The sequence below is a fragment of the Rhodovastum atsumiense genome (genome assembly GCF_937425535.1).
Taxonomy (GTDB): Bacteria; Pseudomonadota; Alphaproteobacteria; order Acetobacterales; family Acetobacteraceae; genus Rhodovastum; species Rhodovastum atsumiense.
On record NZ_OW485601.1, the window covers coordinates 3,692,091 to 3,706,858 of the forward strand.

The following is a 14,768-nucleotide window of genomic DNA, read 5'->3' on the forward strand; positions in this document are numbered from 1 at the left end:
ATGTCTGCGACCACCCACGGCATCAAGCACGTCACCTCGCCGCTCGCGCGCCAGACCCTGCTCGACAGCGACCTCACCCGGCCCGTCGCCGGCGGCCGGCCGATCAAGCTGCTTCCCTGGCTGCAGGTCGTGAAGATCGGCGGCCGGTCCATCCTGGATCGTGGCGCGGAGGCGATCTTGCCGATCGTGGACGAGCTGCGCCGGCTGCTGCCCGAGCATCGCCTGCTGATCCTGACCGGTGCCGGCATCCGCGCCCGCCATCTCTACAGCGTCGGCCTTGACCTTGGCCTGCCGGTGGGCTCGCTTGCCCCGCTCGCCGCGAGCGAGGCCGGCCAGAACGGACACATCCTCGCCTCGCTGCTCGCGCCGGAGGGCGTCTCCTATGTCGAGCACCCCACCATCGCCAACCAGCTCGCGATCCACCTCTCCGCGGCGCGCGCGGTCGTGGGCAGCGCCTTCCCGCCCTATCACCACCACGAGTTCCCGGGCTCGCGCATCCCGCCGCACCGGGCCGACACCGGCGCCTTCCTGCTTGCCGACGCGCTCGGGGCGGCCGGGCTGACCATCGTCGAGGACGTGGACGGGGTGTACACCGCCGATCCGACCGGCCCCGACGGGGCGAAGGCGCAGTTGCTGCGCGAGACCAGCTTTGCCGATCTGGCCAAGCACCAGGGCACGCTCCCGTTCGACCGGGCGCTGCTCGAGGTCATGGCGACGGCACGCCACATCGCGCGCGTGCAGGTGGTGAACGGGCTCGTGCCGGGGCGGCTGACCGCCGCGCTGCGCGGCGAGCATGTCGGGACGATCATTCGCACCGGCGCCTGAGCGTCCGCTCCGTCCCGCCTCCGGCCGTGCCGATCAGGCCGCCGGGGGCGGGGCGGAGCCCGCGCTTCCGCCGGCGGCACCGGCACACCGGGCGCGCTGACGCCGCCGCGCCGGCAGGCCGGTCGCCAGCAGCGCCCCGCCGATCACCAGCACCGCGGCCGGCAGCAGCGGTCCGCTGGCCGAGGCTTTCCCGGCGGCGATCAGCAGCAGCGTCGACAGCAGCGGGCTCAGATAGGACAGCGCGCCGAGCAGCGGCAGCCGTCCGTGCTTGGTGGCATGGTCCCAGGCGAGGAAGGCAAGGCCGGTCGGCCCGACCCCGAGCCCGATGATCGCCGCCCATTGCTCCGCCCGCGGCCATGCCGTTGCCTCGAACGCCAGGTGGCACGCGGCCCCCGCCACGGCCACCGCGCCGCACACGCCGACCAGCATGCTGGCCGGCGTCGCCGCGAAGCGCCGGTTCAGCACCGAATAGCCCGACCAGACGAAGGCGCAGCCGAAGGACGCGGCATAGCCCGCGACCGATCCCGCCGTCGTGCCGTCGCCGCCGCGTGCCGCCAGGATCAGCGCGGTGCCGGCCAGGCCGAGCAGCGCCCCGCCCAGGTGCCGCGCGCGCAGCCGCTCGCCGCCGGGCAGCAGGGCGGCCATCAGCACGATCAGCAGCGGCCAGAGATAGGCGATCAGGCTGGCCTGCGCCGCCGGCACGGCGGAGAGGGCGAAGAAATACAGCGCGTGATAGAAGAAGATTCCGCAGAAGGCGAGCAGCCACGGCGCCAAAGGCTGGCGCAGCTCCGCCAGCGCCGCCCGCCCGCGCAGCCCCAGCATCGCCAGCCCCGCCAGGAAGGCGATGCCGAAACTCAGCGCCAGCAGCTCGAAGGGGGGCAGGCCGCCGCCCGCCTGCACGGTCAGCAGCGCCAGCGCCGACCACAGCAGCACCGCCACGCCGCCGATCGCGGTCGCCCCCAGCTCGCCGTTCTTGCGCATCCGTGCTCTCCCGCCTCAGTCCGTTGCCGTCAGGGGGCGCAGTCTCGCATCCGCCCGCGCCGGGGTCTTGGCAGATCCTGCCGGATCCTGGGCCTTGCCTGCCGGTACCGCGCCGGCGGCGAGGCGGCGGAACAGCGCCGGCGTGATGCCGCGCGCCCGCCGCAGCCGCCGCGTCAGCGCGCTCTGGTCGGCATGGCCGGTGCGCAGCGCGATCTCGGCGATCGGCAGGGTGCTACTGGCGAGCAGCCGTTGCGCCGCGTCCAGCCGCAGCCGCGCGAGCGTCGCATGCGGGCTGCTGCCCAGCCGGTCGCGGAAGGCGGCATGCAGGCGGGTGGGGCTGAGCCCGGCGGCGGCGGCGATGTCGGCGACGCCGATCGGTTCGGCGAGATGGGCGCGCATGAAGCCCATCGCCCGGCGCAGCGCCGCTTCTCCCCGCGCGGGCGGGGCGGCGGGGGTGAGGCTGTCCTGCAGCAGCACCGCCCAGGCTTCCTGCAGGGACGCGGCCGGGGCGCCGGCTTCCAGCCGCGCCGTGGCGTAGTCGAGCAACCCCTGGATCGCCGGCGTCACCGGGAAGAATGCGCTGCGCTCCGGCGCCGGCCAGGCCGCGTCCGGCGCGTCGAGCACGAGGAAGGCGTTGTCGTCGCGCGAGAGGAAGCCATGCCAGGCCCCGGCGGCGATGAAGGCGCCGACCCCGGCGGCGACGCAGCCGCCCCGGCCGTCTATCTCCAGCTCCAGCCGGCCGCGATGCGGCAGCACGATCTGGTGGTGGTCGTGGCGATGCCGGAGGGTTTCGCCGGAATAGGTCCTGAGACCGAGCAAGCCGTTGGTCATGCACGCCTCCGCGCCGGAACGGAGCGGCGAGACCTACGGCAGGTCCGGCGGGCGGGGCAAGCCACGCCCGCCGCCGGCCCCGGCGCGGCTGGCATTTCCCGCGAAGGCTCCGCAGAATGGGTCGGGTGTCCTCCGTCATCGCCGGGAGCCGCCGCCTCGTGACCCCCGCCATCGCCTCCGCCGTGCCGACGGCCGTCCCCGCCGGGCCCGGCATGCCGCGCCTGCTGGGCCTCGGCCTGCTCGCCGCCGCCCTGTTCTCCGTCACCTTCGTGCTGAACCGGTCGATGAGCCTGGCCGGCGGCCACTGGGCCTGGAGCGCCGCCCTGCGCTACGTCGACATGGCCGTGCTGCTCATGCTGTGGATCGCGCTCCGGCACGGGCCGGTCCGCCTGCTTGCCGTGCTGCGCCTGTTCCGGCTGCAGAGCCGGCTGTGGCTGCTCGCCGGCGGCATCGGCTTCGGCGTGTTCTACACCGGGATCTGCTACGCCGCGTCGCACGCGCCCGGCTGGATCGTCGCGGCGAGCTGGCAGATGACCATCCTGGCGACCCCGCTGGTCATGGCCGGCTTCGGCGCGCGGGTGCCGCTGCGGGGCATGGCCTTCTGCGGCATCATCGTCCTGGGCATCCTGGTGCTGAACGCGCAGCGCATCGCCGAGGGCGTGGCCATGGCGGAGGTGCTGACCGGCGTCCTGCCGGTGCTGGTCGCCGCCTTCGCCTATCCGTTCGGCAACCAGATCGTCAACCGGCTGCGCCACGCCGGCGGCGATGCGGCCGACCTGCTGGCCGACCCGGCCGCCGCGGTGCTGCTGCTCACGCTCGGCGCGCTGCCGCTGTTCGCGGGACTGATCCTGCTGACCGCGCCGCCGCCGCCGGGCACGGGGCAACTCATCAGCACCGGCATCGTCGCCCTGGTCGCCGGCGGGCTGGCCACGCCGCTGTTCCTGTACGCGCGCAATCTCTCCAGCGATCCGCTGCGCATCGCCGCCGTCGATGCGACCCAGGCCGGCGAGGTGGGCTTCGCCCTGCTCGGCGAGATGGCGCTGCTCGGCGCCACCGCCCCCGATCCGGTCGGCTGGCTGGGGTTGCTCGCGGTCATGGGCGGGCTGGCCGGGTTCATGCTGCGGGGCGCGGCGCCGGAGGGGAAAGCGTAGGGCCTGGTTCCTCTGCGACCTCCCGCACGGCCGCCGGCACCGGGGGCACTTCCTGTTCGGCGATCACCATGTTCCGGTGACCCGGCTTCAGGGAATGCAGCCGGCGTGCCCTGATCCCGCATGCAACGAAAACGAGGACTTCGCGGGAGCATCGATACGATTTCGGCCAGTCATATTTATCGAATCATTGGTGATTTTTATAGTCGCATTACCTGGAACAGTTCTTGCTCTCATGTGCTGAGTCGGTTTATTTCATCACGTCCCTGAGAGATGCCCGCATGATCTGGAATGGCCGTTTGAGCAAGGAAGCCGCCGCAAAGCTGGAGTTGCTGGAGACCTTGTCCCATTACTGCGGCGTCGGCCTCTGGGACGCCGTGTTCTACAACGGGGATGCTTTGCACCCGCAGGCCCGCTGGACCTGGTCCGCCGAGTTCCGGCGCCTGTGCGGCTATGAGAGCGAGGCCGAATTCCCGAATGTCGTGCAGTCCTGGTCGGATCGGCTGCACCCGGACGACGCGCCCGGGACCTTCGCCGCATTCAAGGCGAGCTGCAGCACCGGCAAGCCGTACGACGTCACCTATCGACTGAAGGTCAAGGACGGCTCCTACCGCTGGTTCCGCGCGACGGGTGGTGTCGTGCTGGACGAGAATCGCCGGCCCCGCCGCGCCTGTGGCTCCCTTGTGTTGATCGATGAAAGGGTTCGGGCGGAGGAAAGCAAGAAAGCCGCCCTGGCCCAGCTTGCCAACGGCTTCGAGCAGCGGATCGGTGCGCTGGCGAAGAACCTGTCCGGTGCTTCGCAGGCCCTGGAAGGGACTGCCCGCTCCATGGTGGCGACAGCCGGGACCACCAGCCGGCAAGCCGGCTCCGTTGCCGGCGCGGCCAACACAGTGAGTTCCGGCGTCCAGACGGTTGCGTCTGCCTCCGAGGAACTCTCCTCATCGATCAACGAGATCGCGCGCCAGGTCGCCGAATCAACGAAGATCACTGAAAAAGCGGTGAATGATGCCGAGCACACGGACAAGATTGTCCGTGAACTGGCCAACGGTGCCGGCCGCATCGGTCATGTTGTCGGGCTTATCACCACGATCGCGAGCCAGACCAGCCTTCTTGCGCTGAACGCGACCATTGAAGCCGCCCGCGCGGGTGAGGCCGGGAAGGGCTTCGCGGTTGTGGCCTCCGAAGTGAAGACACTTGCCAATCAGACCGCGAAGGCGACGGAGGAGATCGGGCAGCAGATCGGCGAAATTCAGTCTGCGACGAAAGAAGCTGTTTCAGCGATCCGCAATATCGGGGAAACGATCGAGCGGATCAGCGTCATTTCGTCGGCGATCGCCGCTGCCGTGCAGGAGCAAAGCGGGGCGACCAGGGAAATCGCGAAGCAGGTCGCGAGCACAGCGCAGGCCGCCCAGCAGGTGATGTCGCATGTCAACGACGTCGGCGAAGCCGGGAAAGCCGCTGGCACTGCCGCTGATCACGTGCTCTCGGCCGTGACCGATCTGTCGACACGATCGGGCCAGCTTCAGCAGGAAGTTGGCCAGTTCCTCAACGACATGCGGGCCGCTTAGCCCGAGCTGGGCACTTTTTGACGAGGTTCTCCGCCCCCATCTGCTGAGCGGGTGATTGGGGGGAGAGATAGTGGCCGATATCCGCGGTGGTGGGCGCGGTCTGGATGCCTGCTTGCGCCTTTTCTGAATGTGCTCGGGCGCAAGACGCGCCGGATCTGGGCGCCCCTCTGCCTGCGCGGACTGCTCGGTCCGGGGGAGCGTAATACCAATGCCCGTGGATGACGACTTATGCGGGGGGGCCCGACGCGGGTGAGATCAGGATTGAAGATGGCGAACGAAGGGGGTTCGCCATGGCTCGCCCCTTGCTCTTGCGCAGTGATTCTGACGCGGTGTCGGTACGTGCGGCGGCACGGGCCGCGAAAGACGGGGGACAAGCCCGGCGCTTCCTGGCGTTGGTGGCGATCTGCGAAGGGTCAGCGGAGGCGGCGAAGATCGGCGAAGTGACGCCGCAGATTGTCCGGGACTGGGTGATGACGTTCAACGCGGCCGGTCCGGCGGGGCTGATCGATCCCGGTGGTGCACGGTGTGGTGCGCTGGCGGCAAATCGACCTGTGTCAGTGGGTCTGGGAAGAATCCAGATATCGGTGTCGCGGCAAACGATGAGCCGGCAGTTGCGGGCGATGGGCCTTCGCAAGCTGTCGGTCCGGCCGCGCCATCATGCCCAGGCTGAAGAGGCAATCGAACATTTTCAAAAAGTTTCCCGGCTCGTCTGGAGGAAATCGCCACCGAGAAGGGTGTCGCCCCTGAACGAATAGAGATCTGGTTTGCTGATGGTTGAGCGCCGGAGGCGAGCAATCGCATTGGTCGGAAAAACAAGCTCATCCGCTGCTCCATAACTGCTCTGGTTCGGCCAACCAGCCACGGCAGGGAGGCGCTATGACAGGTCCTCGGACGCCGTGCTCATCAGACTGTCCGCAACGGCCAGGGGACATGACAGCCGGGACACGAGAGGACCGGGCGGGGCCGTCGCGTCACGTTGCGGCCTGTCAATCGGACGCGCATTCCAGACCGGCGGTCGCCCGGGTGGGGCGACGCGGGCCGGCGGCGCGCAGCAGCGCCTGCACCGGGCGCTCGAACAAAGAGTGGATCACGCTGGCGGCTGCCACGGCCGCGCCGACGCAAAGGATCATCACCGCCCAGTCGGACAGGCCGAGATCCGGCCGGCACAGCAGCGGCATTGCCACGGCGCCGACCGCGCCATGCACCAGATACAAGGGATAGGAGAGATCACCCATCACCGTGGCGGTACGACCGAAATCGAGGCGGGAGCGCGCCTCTGCGCTGACCAGGCCGAGCAGCGCCAGTGCCGAACACAGGCCGAACAGGAGCGTGCTGGGGGTGCCGTTGCGTACCCAGCCGGCATTTTCCGCATAACCAGAAAAACAGAAGCCGGCGATGCCCAGGGCGGCGATCCCGATCGCGCCCGGCACGCGCCATCGCGTCGTGATCCAGCCAACGCCGATGCCGAGAAAGAAAAGCAGATTATAGGGCGAAGCGATGAACCACGCGGCCGTCGTCCCCGGGTGATTGCTCACGGGGGTGGCGGGAGGGGGTTGCGCTGGGCGCTGAGATGTGAATCAAAATCGGGATGCCGACCCCTCCTCGCATCCGGCTGACCGAGGCTGAAAAGGACGCGCTGCTGTTGGAGCAGGCGGCGCTGATTGAGCGCATGGCGGCGCGGATCGCCGAGTTGGAAACGCTGGTTGGCAAACCGCGGAAGACGTCGTCGAATTCCAGCCTTCCGCCGTCCCAGGATGGCCCGGGGCGCAAGAACCGGGAGCGGAAGCGGTCGCGCAAACCCCGCCCCTCGCGACCGGGGGCGACGCGGCCCCTGGCGGACACCCCCGATAAGACGGAACGCTGCCTGGTCGAGGCCTGCCCGCATTGCGGAGCGGCCGTGGCCGAGACGGCGCAGCAGTGCCGCGAGCGCTACGACCACGTCGACCTTCCCGCCGTCCGCCCGGAGGTGACGCGGGTCGAGGTGTTTGGCGGGCGGTGTCACGGCTGCGGCCGGCGCTATCGCGCCCCGACGCCCGCGGCCATGCCACCGGGGACGCCGTTCGGGCCAGGGATCCACGCCCTGCTGGCCTACCTGCATCACAGCCACCACGTTGGCTTCGAGCGCCTGTCGCGGATGTGCAAGGAACTGTTCGGGCTTTCCATCTCGGAAGGGGCGATCGCCAATGCCTTCCGCCGGATGGCAGGCAAGTTCGATGCCGCTTGCGCGGCCATCAAGGCGAAGCTGCTGCAGGCCCGCGTCATCGCCTCGGATGAAACCACCACCCGCATCGACGGCGTCACCCATTGGCAGTGGGTGTTCGTCTCCGAGCAGGCAATTCTGCACGAGATCGCGCCAGGGCGGGGACGCGCCGTGGCCGAGGCGGTGCTCGATGGCCACCGGCCCGAGGTGTGGGTTTCGGATCGCTACGCCGGGCAGCAGGAGTTGGGCCAGACCCATCAGGTCTGCCTCGCTCACGTGCTGCGCGACGTGCAATACGCCATCGACTGCGGCGATACGGTGTGTGCCCCGAAGATCCGCGACCATCTGCGCTGGGCGATCCGGATCGGCAAGCGACGACCATCGCTCAAAGACAGCACGCTCGCCGTCTATGCCGGCCAGGCCGAGCGACGTCTGGATCGCCTGCTCGGCACGCCGGCCGCTCATCCGGCCGGGCGGGAGTTGCAGCGGCAGATCAAGGCCTGGCGAAACAAGTTCTTCGTCTTCCTGCATGACCGGCGCGTTCCGCCGACCAACAACATCAGCGAGCAGGAAATCCGGCCCTCCGTGGTGTTCCGCAAGGTCACCAACGGGTTCCGCTCCGCCTGGGGCGCCAAGGTCCACGCCGGCTATCGCTCGGTCACCGGGACGGCCCGCCTGAAAGGAACGACCGCCCTCAACGCCGTCCGAGCTCTCATCGACGGTTCGTTCGCCATCGCCTGAACCCCGCGTCAGCCAACCCGGTGAGCAATTACGTCCCCGGCGCCAGCCAGTTGACCACCAGGATGGCCGTCCCCCACAGTAGAAACAGCGCCTGCCCGGCCCGGCGATGGGCGATTGCCACGGCGAACACAAGGTAGAACAGGATTTCGTGCGACAAGGTCCAGGAAACCGCCAGCAAGGGCGACGGCTGGTGCGGGAACAGGACGATGGAGCGCAGCACTGTTGCCCCATCCAGGGTGCCGGTCGCCTGGGTTTTTGCGAAATAAAATATTAGAATAAACCAGTACACAGGCATGATACGCGTCAGGCGCTTCCAGCCATAGCTGGCGAGAGCGCCAGGTAAACCAACATCCATCCGGTGTACGAAATAGATAATGAAGCCACTTAGCACAAAAAAGAATTCGACACCAGCATGGCCGAATGAAAAAAACCCACCAAACGGCGTATGCCCAATGAAGGTTGGACCTGCAAGCATGCCCTGATAATGGAATAGCATAACCATGCTGGCCGCAATTCCACGCGACATTTGCAAAGTGGCAAGTTTATTTTTCGTTATCATTGATGCCCTATCGAAATGACGCCAGGCAGAGCTTGGATTTCGGCCGTCTCGGCAGCCCGGTTGCCGCGACATGCCATCCTCTGTCGAGGATCGCCGCTATTATAACCTTATGGGAACGTAACCGTCAGCCGCAGGTGTGGCTCAATCCCACCGATATGACCTCAGCGAAACAGTTCGAAACATAGTAGGGCTGCAGCGCGACGCCAATTTTGCATTTCGCCTCAAACCGCCACACAAATGAGTGCCGGCACCTGAATACTTTGCGGCGGCGACCTCAACCGCAGCGGATTCAGGGGCGGAAACGAATTATTGATTCGGCCTGTGCGGTCTTGGACTGAGAGGCTGTCTCTGAACGGATGCGGAATGGGGCTTGGATGGCCTGGTCAGGCGTGATTCCAACGGATTGTCGAGACCGAGTTGGATGGACACCTGATGTGGATCCCGCCCCCCCCGCGCCCGGCACGGGCGCGAGGGCCTGCGCTTCGCCCGCGACACCACCGATGCCGAGTGGGCCGTGTTGAAGCCGCTGCTGCCGCCATGTTCCCCGCGGGGCCGCACACCGGAATGGCCGCTGCGCGATATCGTGGGTGCGATCTTCTACGTGCTCCGCGACAGTGATCGATAGCCAGAGCGTCAAGACCACCGAAGCAGGTGGCCCGCGCGGCTACGACGCAGGCAAAAAGCTCAACGGGCGCAAGCGCCACCTCCTGGTGAACCCCGATGGGCGGCCGCTGGTCGGCCAAGTGACCCCGGCCAGCGTGCAGGACCGCGATGGTACACTGCCCGTGCTCAAGGCATCGCGCGCCAGCTTCCCGTTCATCGAGCGTGTCTTCGCAGATGCCGCCTGCGCCGCTGAGCGTGTGGCTGCCGCGACGTGCATCGCCATCGGGATCGTCTGCAAGCCTGCCGGTCAGGTCGGCTTCGCCGTTCACCCCAGGCGATGAGTCGTCGGGCGCTGCTTCGCCTGGCTCGGCCACGACTTCGAGGCCACCATCGCCTTCCTCTGCGCCGCCTCTGTCATGCTGCTCACCTGGCGGTTCGCTCGTTCCGCATGAGTTCAGAGTTAGACTCTTGGGCCGCGTGGACGGAATCATCCGCCTTGATACCGGTCGGCCAAACGGCCGACCGGTCTGCGCGCGGGGATAGCGGGGCGGCATGAGGTGGCTGGCATTTCCCACGGAAGCCCCGCAGGATGGGGCGGGTGTCCTCCGTCATCGCCGGGAGCCGGACCTCCTGCATGGCAGTGTGTCCGACCGGCCCCAGCCCATTCCAGCCAATGCCATCACCGGTGTGTCGCCGTGATCCATTTCGTCGCCCGTGGCGCCTCGTAGGTCCGCAAGGCGGCCAGCAATGGGCTTACCTCCTGTTCGACGATCAGCATGTTCCGGTGAACCGGCTTCAGGAAAGCCTCGTCGACGATGTGGTCGAGAAACGACGCCAGGCCCGTGTAGAAGCCATTGACGTTCAGCAGCGCGCACGGCTTGCCGTGGTGTCCGAGCTGCGCCCAGGTCCATACCTCGAACAGTTCCTCAAGCGTTCCGATGCCGCCGGGCAACGCGATGAAGCCGTCCGACAGCTCGGCCATCAGGGCTTTGCGCTGGTGCATCGTGTCGACGATCCGCAGATCGGAGAGGCGGGTATGGGCGACTTCCTTTTCGACAAGCGAGCGCGGGATGACGCCGATGACCTCACCCCCGCGGGACTCGACGGTGTCAGCGATCACCCCCATCAAGCCGACGGAAGCGCCCCCGTAGACGAGGCCAATCCCGGAATCGACAAGCGCATGGCCAAGCTGCTTCGCCGCCTCGGTGTACAGCGGAAGCCTTCCGGCGCTGGAACCGGAGAAGATGCAGTATCGCAAGGTCATTCCTCACTTTTCACCCGCAATGGGCGCATTGCGTTCGTCCTCATGTGTCGGCTGCCGTGACTCATGACCGGACCCGGCCGGCTTTTGTCAGCGTCAGATCGACCAGCATCGGAACATCCGGTCCTCGTTTGAATATCTTTTGTGGTGGCGTGCCGTGAAAATCACGGGGACGCCACTCGCGGCAGTCATTGATCGCCAGCCCGACATCTGCTGCTGCATTGATGTAATCGGAGAAGCGGTGCGGAAAGGTCGGCATCCGCACGATATCGGCGCCATCACGGAAATGGGCGCTCACCTGGCCAAGCGACAGAAACGGATGGATTTCGATCACCTTGATCGTCCCATTCGTCCGCAGAAGGCGGCGGGCCTCCCGCAGGGGCGGGATCAGATCGCTGACGTGTTCCAGGGCCAGGGAAAACAGCACCAGATCGGCGATGCCATCGGCCAGCGGCAATGGCTGCGTCATATCCTGCTGAACCAGGATGAATGCGGGATCGAGCGCACGGGCTTTCTCCAGCATGCCCGCCGAAACATCGCATCCGATGAGCTTTTCAGCACCACCTTGCTTGAGCCTGGCGAGATTCCGGCCGGTGCCGCATCCGAACTCCACGATGACCTTGCCATCGGCAGCGCCGGCCAGACCTTCGAGGGCCTGGCTGGCAGCGAAGGTCATCGGATTATCGTAGGAGTCATAGAAGGATGCCCACCGGTCATAGGCTTCCACGACAGGGAGAAAGGTATCTTTGTCATTCATTGTTGATTTGTCTGCGTTGCTTCGTTGGCGTTTCCGCAAGCCTTGATGCGAACTGATGAATATGAAGGCCATCGACCGGATGAATCGCGGCAACGGCGCGCCGGCGTGACACTGCCCGCGGGCAGATCGTCAGCGGCAAGGCAATCGAGATGTGATGGGCGGTTGGACATGCTGCGGCCCCTGCGAGAAACCGCCTCGCTGTCGGGGCAAGTCGTTTTCCGGCTATGCCGTTCAGCTCCGCCAGAGCACCTTTCTGCTAGCATTTGAGCGATGGCTCCGTCAACAGAATGGAAACCAGGGCACGCTCCGGCGCCATTCGTGGAATCACGGAAGTTCCAGTGTCCAACGGCGACGAAGATTCGACAACCCATCGGGGAAGCCGGGTTTCAGCCGACCGTGGCAGGACGCGCCTGGGCCGGATGATCCGGATCACCCCTGTGGCAGGGTCATCCAGCCATCCCAGTCCGGTCTTTCGCCGAAGCGGGGTGCCAGGAAATCCACGAAGCTGCGCACCTTGGCTGAAAGATGCCGGCTGTGCGGGTAGACGGCATGGATTCCCAGCTCCGGCACCCGGTAGCCGCACAGCAACGGAACCAGCCGTCCGGCCGCGAGATCCGGCCCGACGATGAAGCTCGGCAACCGGGCGATGCCCGCCCCCCGCAGCGCCGCGCTGCGCAGCACGTCGCCGTTGTTGGTGCGCAGGCGCCCCCGCACCGTCACCGCGACAGCCCCCTGCGGGCCGTCGAAGCGCCAGTCGTCGCGGCCCGGATCATAGCTGTAGCTCAGGCAGTCATGGCCGGTGAGGTCGTGCGGATGCAGCGGCCGGCCATGCCGCGCCAGATAGGCGGGCGCGGCGCACACGACCAGCCGGCAGGGCGCGAGCCGGCGCGCGATCAGGCTGCTGTCGGTCAGCCGGGCAATGCGCACCGCCACGTCATAGCCTTCCTCGACCAGATCCACGACGCGGTCATTCAGCGTCAGCTCGACCGTGACCTCTGGCTCGGCCGCCATGTAGTCGGCGACCGCGTCGCCCAGATGCAGCAGCCCGAAGGACAGCGGCGCGTTGATGCGCAGCCTCCCGCGCGGGCGCGCCTGTAATTCGCCCACCGCCGCCTCGGTCTCGGCGAGATCGGCCAGCACCTGGGTGCCACGCTCGAAATAGACCCGCCCGGCCTCGGTCAGACTGACCTTGCGGGTGGTCCGGTTCAGCAACCGCGCCCCCAGGTGCTGTTCCAGGTCCTGGATGTGCTTGCTGACCATGGCCCGCGACAGGCGCAAATCCTCGGCGGCGGCGGTGAAGCTGCCCCGCTCCACCACCCGTAGGAAGGCCGCCATCGCCGCCAGCCGGTCCATGCCCCCACCTCTGCCGCCTTGCCAGGGTGAATTGGTCAATCCTGTAAGACAATCTGTCAAGCAAGACCCGGTTTATCCACGAATGCAATCAGCCTAGCTTTCGGCTCAGGCAAGGCGGCACAGGGGGTGCCCCCGTATGCAAGGCAAAGAGGCGAGGACCATGAACATCCTGCACATCGATTCCAGCGCGCTCGGCGATGCCTCCGCGTCCCGCCGCCTGACCGCCGCCATCGTCGCCACGCTGCGGCAGTCACACCTCGACGCCACGATCGCCTATCGCGACCTCGCCGCGGCGCCGCCGGCGCATCTGTCGGGCCAGGTGCTGCAGGCGATGACCAGCAGCGATCCGGCCGCCCTGACCGAGGCCCAGCAGCAGGAGCGCAGCCTCACCGACGCGCTGCTCGCGGAGTTCCTCGGCGCCGACGTCGTGGTCATCGGCGCGCCGATGTACAATTTTTCCATCCCGACCCAGCTCAAGGCCTGGATCGACCGCATCGCCCAGGCCGGGAAGACCTTCCGCTACACCGCCAACGGCCCGGTCGGACTGGCCGGCGGCAAGCGGGTGGTGATCGCTTCCTCGCGTGGCGGTATCTACGCTGCCGATACGGCGCTGCAGGCGCTCGATCACCAGGAGACCTATCTGCGCACCGTGTTCGGCTTCCTGGGCATCACCGATGTCACCATCATCCGCGCCGAAGGGCTTGCGCTCGGCGAGGCGCCGCGGGCTTCGGCCTTCGCGCAGGCGGAAACGGAGATCCAGAGCCTGGCGGCCTGAAGGAAGGCGAGGGCTCTGCCCTCGACCCGGCAGGGGCCATAAGGCCCCTGCACCCCAGTCTCGCTGCGCGGCACAGAAAATCGGGATCCAAGGGCCTCTGGCCCTTGGTGGGAGTCCAGAGGGCAAAGCCCTCTGGTGGGGTTTGGGGCGAAGCCCCAACGCGCCCGAGGCGTTGACCCCGAAGGCTGCAATCAGGGAGGGAAAAAATGGGTCTTCTCGTCGACGGTGTCTGGCAGGACCGCTGGTATGACACCGGCAGCAGCGGCGGACGCTTCGTGCGCAGCGAGAGTCGGTTCCGCAACTGGGTGACGCCGGATGGCGAGGGCGGGTTCGCCGCCGAGGCCGGGCGGTATCACCTGTATGTTTCGCGTGCCTGTCCCTGGGCGCACCGGACCATGATCTTCCGGGCCCTGAAGGGGCTCGAGGGCATGATCTCGTTTTCCGTGACGCATTGGCTGATGGGCGAACAGGGCTGGACCTTCGCGCCGGGCCCGGGCGTGATTCCCGACCCGATCAACGGCGCGACGCGGCTGCACGAGGTCTACACGCGCGCCGATCCGCAGTACACCGGCCGCGTCACCGTGCCGGTGCTGTGGGACAAGAACCGCGGCACCATCGTCAGCAACGAATCCGCTGACATCATCCGCATGTTCAACCGGGCCTTCGACGGCATCGGCGCCCGCGCGGGGGACTACTATCCCGAGGCGCTGCGCGAGGAGATCGACGCGCTCAATGCGCGCATCTACGCCACGGTGAACAACGGCGTCTACAAGGCGGGCTTCGCCACCACGCAGGCCGCCTACGAGGAAGCCGTCCGCCCCTTGTTCGAAACGCTCGACTGGCTGGAGCAACACCTCGCGCAGCGACGCTATCTGTGCGGCGAGCGGCAGACCGAGGCCGACTGGCGCCTGTTCACGACGTTGCTGCGGTTCGACGCGGTCTATGTCGGCCACTTCAAGTGCAACATCCGCCGGCTGGCCGATTATCCGAATCTCTGGTCGTACACGCGCGAGCTGTACCAGACGCCCGGCATCCGCGAGACGGTCGATTTCGTCCACATCAAGGGGCATTACTACCAGAGCCACGTCACCATCAACCCGACCGGCATCGTGCCGGTCGGGCCGGAGATCGACTTCGACGCGCCGCCGGACCGGCGCTTGCCCTGA

At 67.3% G+C, this 14,768-nt stretch carries 14 protein-coding genes and 1 pseudogene; 8 read left to right on the forward strand and 7 right to left on the reverse strand.

All coding sequences use genetic code 11. The features are described from left to right. Entirely contained in the window at positions 1-825 is an 825-nt protein-coding gene (locus tag NBY65_RS16790) for an amino acid kinase family protein (protein WP_150044319.1), read from the forward strand. A 33-nt stretch (positions 826-858) separates the two neighbouring features. Here the strand turns inward: NBY65_RS16790 and yddG are convergent, their stop codons facing one another. Together yddG and NBY65_RS16800 are read right to left on the reverse strand one after the other, a co-directional pair. Next, a complete protein-coding gene (gene yddG, locus NBY65_RS16795) occupies positions 859-1,806 on the reverse strand; it encodes an aromatic amino acid exporter YddG (RefSeq protein ID WP_150044317.1) in 948 nt (315 codons plus the stop codon). A 15-nt stretch (positions 1,807-1,821) separates the two neighbouring features. Then, positions 1,822-2,637 carry a helix-turn-helix domain-containing protein gene (locus tag NBY65_RS16800; RefSeq protein WP_150044315.1) on the reverse strand — a complete coding sequence of 272 codons (816 nt, stop codon included), beginning with the start codon at positions 2,635-2,637 and terminating at the stop codon, positions 1,822-1,824. Positions 2,638-2,849: 212 nt separating this feature from the next. On the opposite strand from NBY65_RS16800, the gene NBY65_RS16805 reads away from it, so the two are divergent. The 3 genes from NBY65_RS16805 to NBY65_RS16815 all read left to right on the forward strand — a co-directional run bounded on the left by NBY65_RS16805 (position 2,850) and on the right by NBY65_RS16815 (position 6,108). Then, a complete protein-coding gene (locus NBY65_RS16805) occupies positions 2,850-3,788 on the forward strand; it encodes a multidrug resistance efflux transporter family protein (protein ID WP_150044380.1) in 939 nt (312 codons plus the stop codon). Positions 3,789-4,066: 278 nt separating this feature from the next. Beyond that, positions 4,067-5,353, forward strand: coding sequence for a methyl-accepting chemotaxis protein (locus NBY65_RS16810; protein ID WP_150044313.1), 1,287 nt, complete (start codon positions 4,067-4,069; stop codon positions 5,351-5,353). 290 nt (positions 5,354-5,643) lie between these two features. Then, positions 5,644-6,108: a winged helix-turn-helix domain-containing protein gene (locus NBY65_RS16815; protein ID WP_162530824.1), complete on the forward strand. Its 465-nt coding sequence runs from the start codon at positions 5,644-5,646 to the stop codon at positions 6,106-6,108. Positions 6,109-6,339: 231 nt separating this feature from the next. Here the strand turns inward: NBY65_RS16815 and NBY65_RS16820 are convergent, their stop codons facing one another. After that, the gene (locus NBY65_RS16820) at positions 6,340-6,888 is read right to left on the reverse strand and encodes an acyltransferase family protein (protein WP_150044309.1); all 549 of its coding nucleotides are present in this window, start codon (positions 6,886-6,888) and stop codon (positions 6,340-6,342) included. A 53-nt stretch (positions 6,889-6,941) separates the two neighbouring features. Here NBY65_RS16820 and tnpC point away from each other — a divergent pair, with 53 nt between their 5' ends. Continuing rightward, entirely contained in the window at positions 6,942-8,294 is a 1,353-nt protein-coding gene (gene tnpC / locus NBY65_RS16825) for an IS66 family transposase (RefSeq protein WP_250265687.1), read from the forward strand. A gap of 28 nt (positions 8,295-8,322) precedes the next feature. Here the strand turns inward: tnpC and NBY65_RS16830 are convergent, their stop codons facing one another. Beyond that, a complete protein-coding gene (locus tag NBY65_RS16830; RefSeq protein ID WP_150042688.1) occupies positions 8,323-8,925 on the reverse strand; it encodes an acyltransferase family protein in 603 nt (200 codons plus the stop codon). 360 nt (positions 8,926-9,285) lie between these two features. On the opposite strand from NBY65_RS16830, the pseudogene NBY65_RS16835 reads away from it, so the two are divergent. Further along, positions 9,286-9,908: pseudogene (locus NBY65_RS16835) on the forward strand (transposase). A gap of 227 nt (positions 9,909-10,135) precedes the next feature. On the opposite strand, the gene NBY65_RS16840 reads toward NBY65_RS16835, so the two are convergent. The 3 genes from NBY65_RS16840 to NBY65_RS16850 all read right to left on the reverse strand — a co-directional run bounded on the left by NBY65_RS16840 (position 10,136) and on the right by NBY65_RS16850 (position 12,827). Then, entirely contained in the window at positions 10,136-10,720 is a 585-nt protein-coding gene (locus NBY65_RS16840; RefSeq protein WP_203330596.1) for an LOG family protein, read from the reverse strand. A gap of 61 nt (positions 10,721-10,781) precedes the next feature. After that, positions 10,782-11,474, reverse strand: a complete 693-nt coding sequence (locus tag NBY65_RS16845; protein ID WP_150042687.1) for a class I SAM-dependent methyltransferase — start codon at positions 11,472-11,474, stop codon at positions 10,782-10,784. Between the two features lie 429 nt (positions 11,475-11,903). Then, positions 11,904-12,827, reverse strand: coding sequence for a LysR family transcriptional regulator (locus NBY65_RS16850; RefSeq protein ID WP_150042686.1), 924 nt, complete (start codon positions 12,825-12,827; stop codon positions 11,904-11,906). Between the two features lie 160 nt (positions 12,828-12,987). Between NBY65_RS16850 and NBY65_RS16855 the strand changes: the two genes are divergently transcribed. Beyond that, a complete protein-coding gene (locus NBY65_RS16855; RefSeq protein WP_150042685.1) occupies positions 12,988-13,602 on the forward strand; it encodes an FMN-dependent NADH-azoreductase in 615 nt (204 codons plus the stop codon). A 206-nt stretch (positions 13,603-13,808) separates the two neighbouring features. Next, positions 13,809-14,768, forward strand: coding sequence for a glutathione S-transferase family protein (locus tag NBY65_RS16860; RefSeq protein WP_150042684.1), 960 nt, complete (start codon positions 13,809-13,811; stop codon positions 14,766-14,768).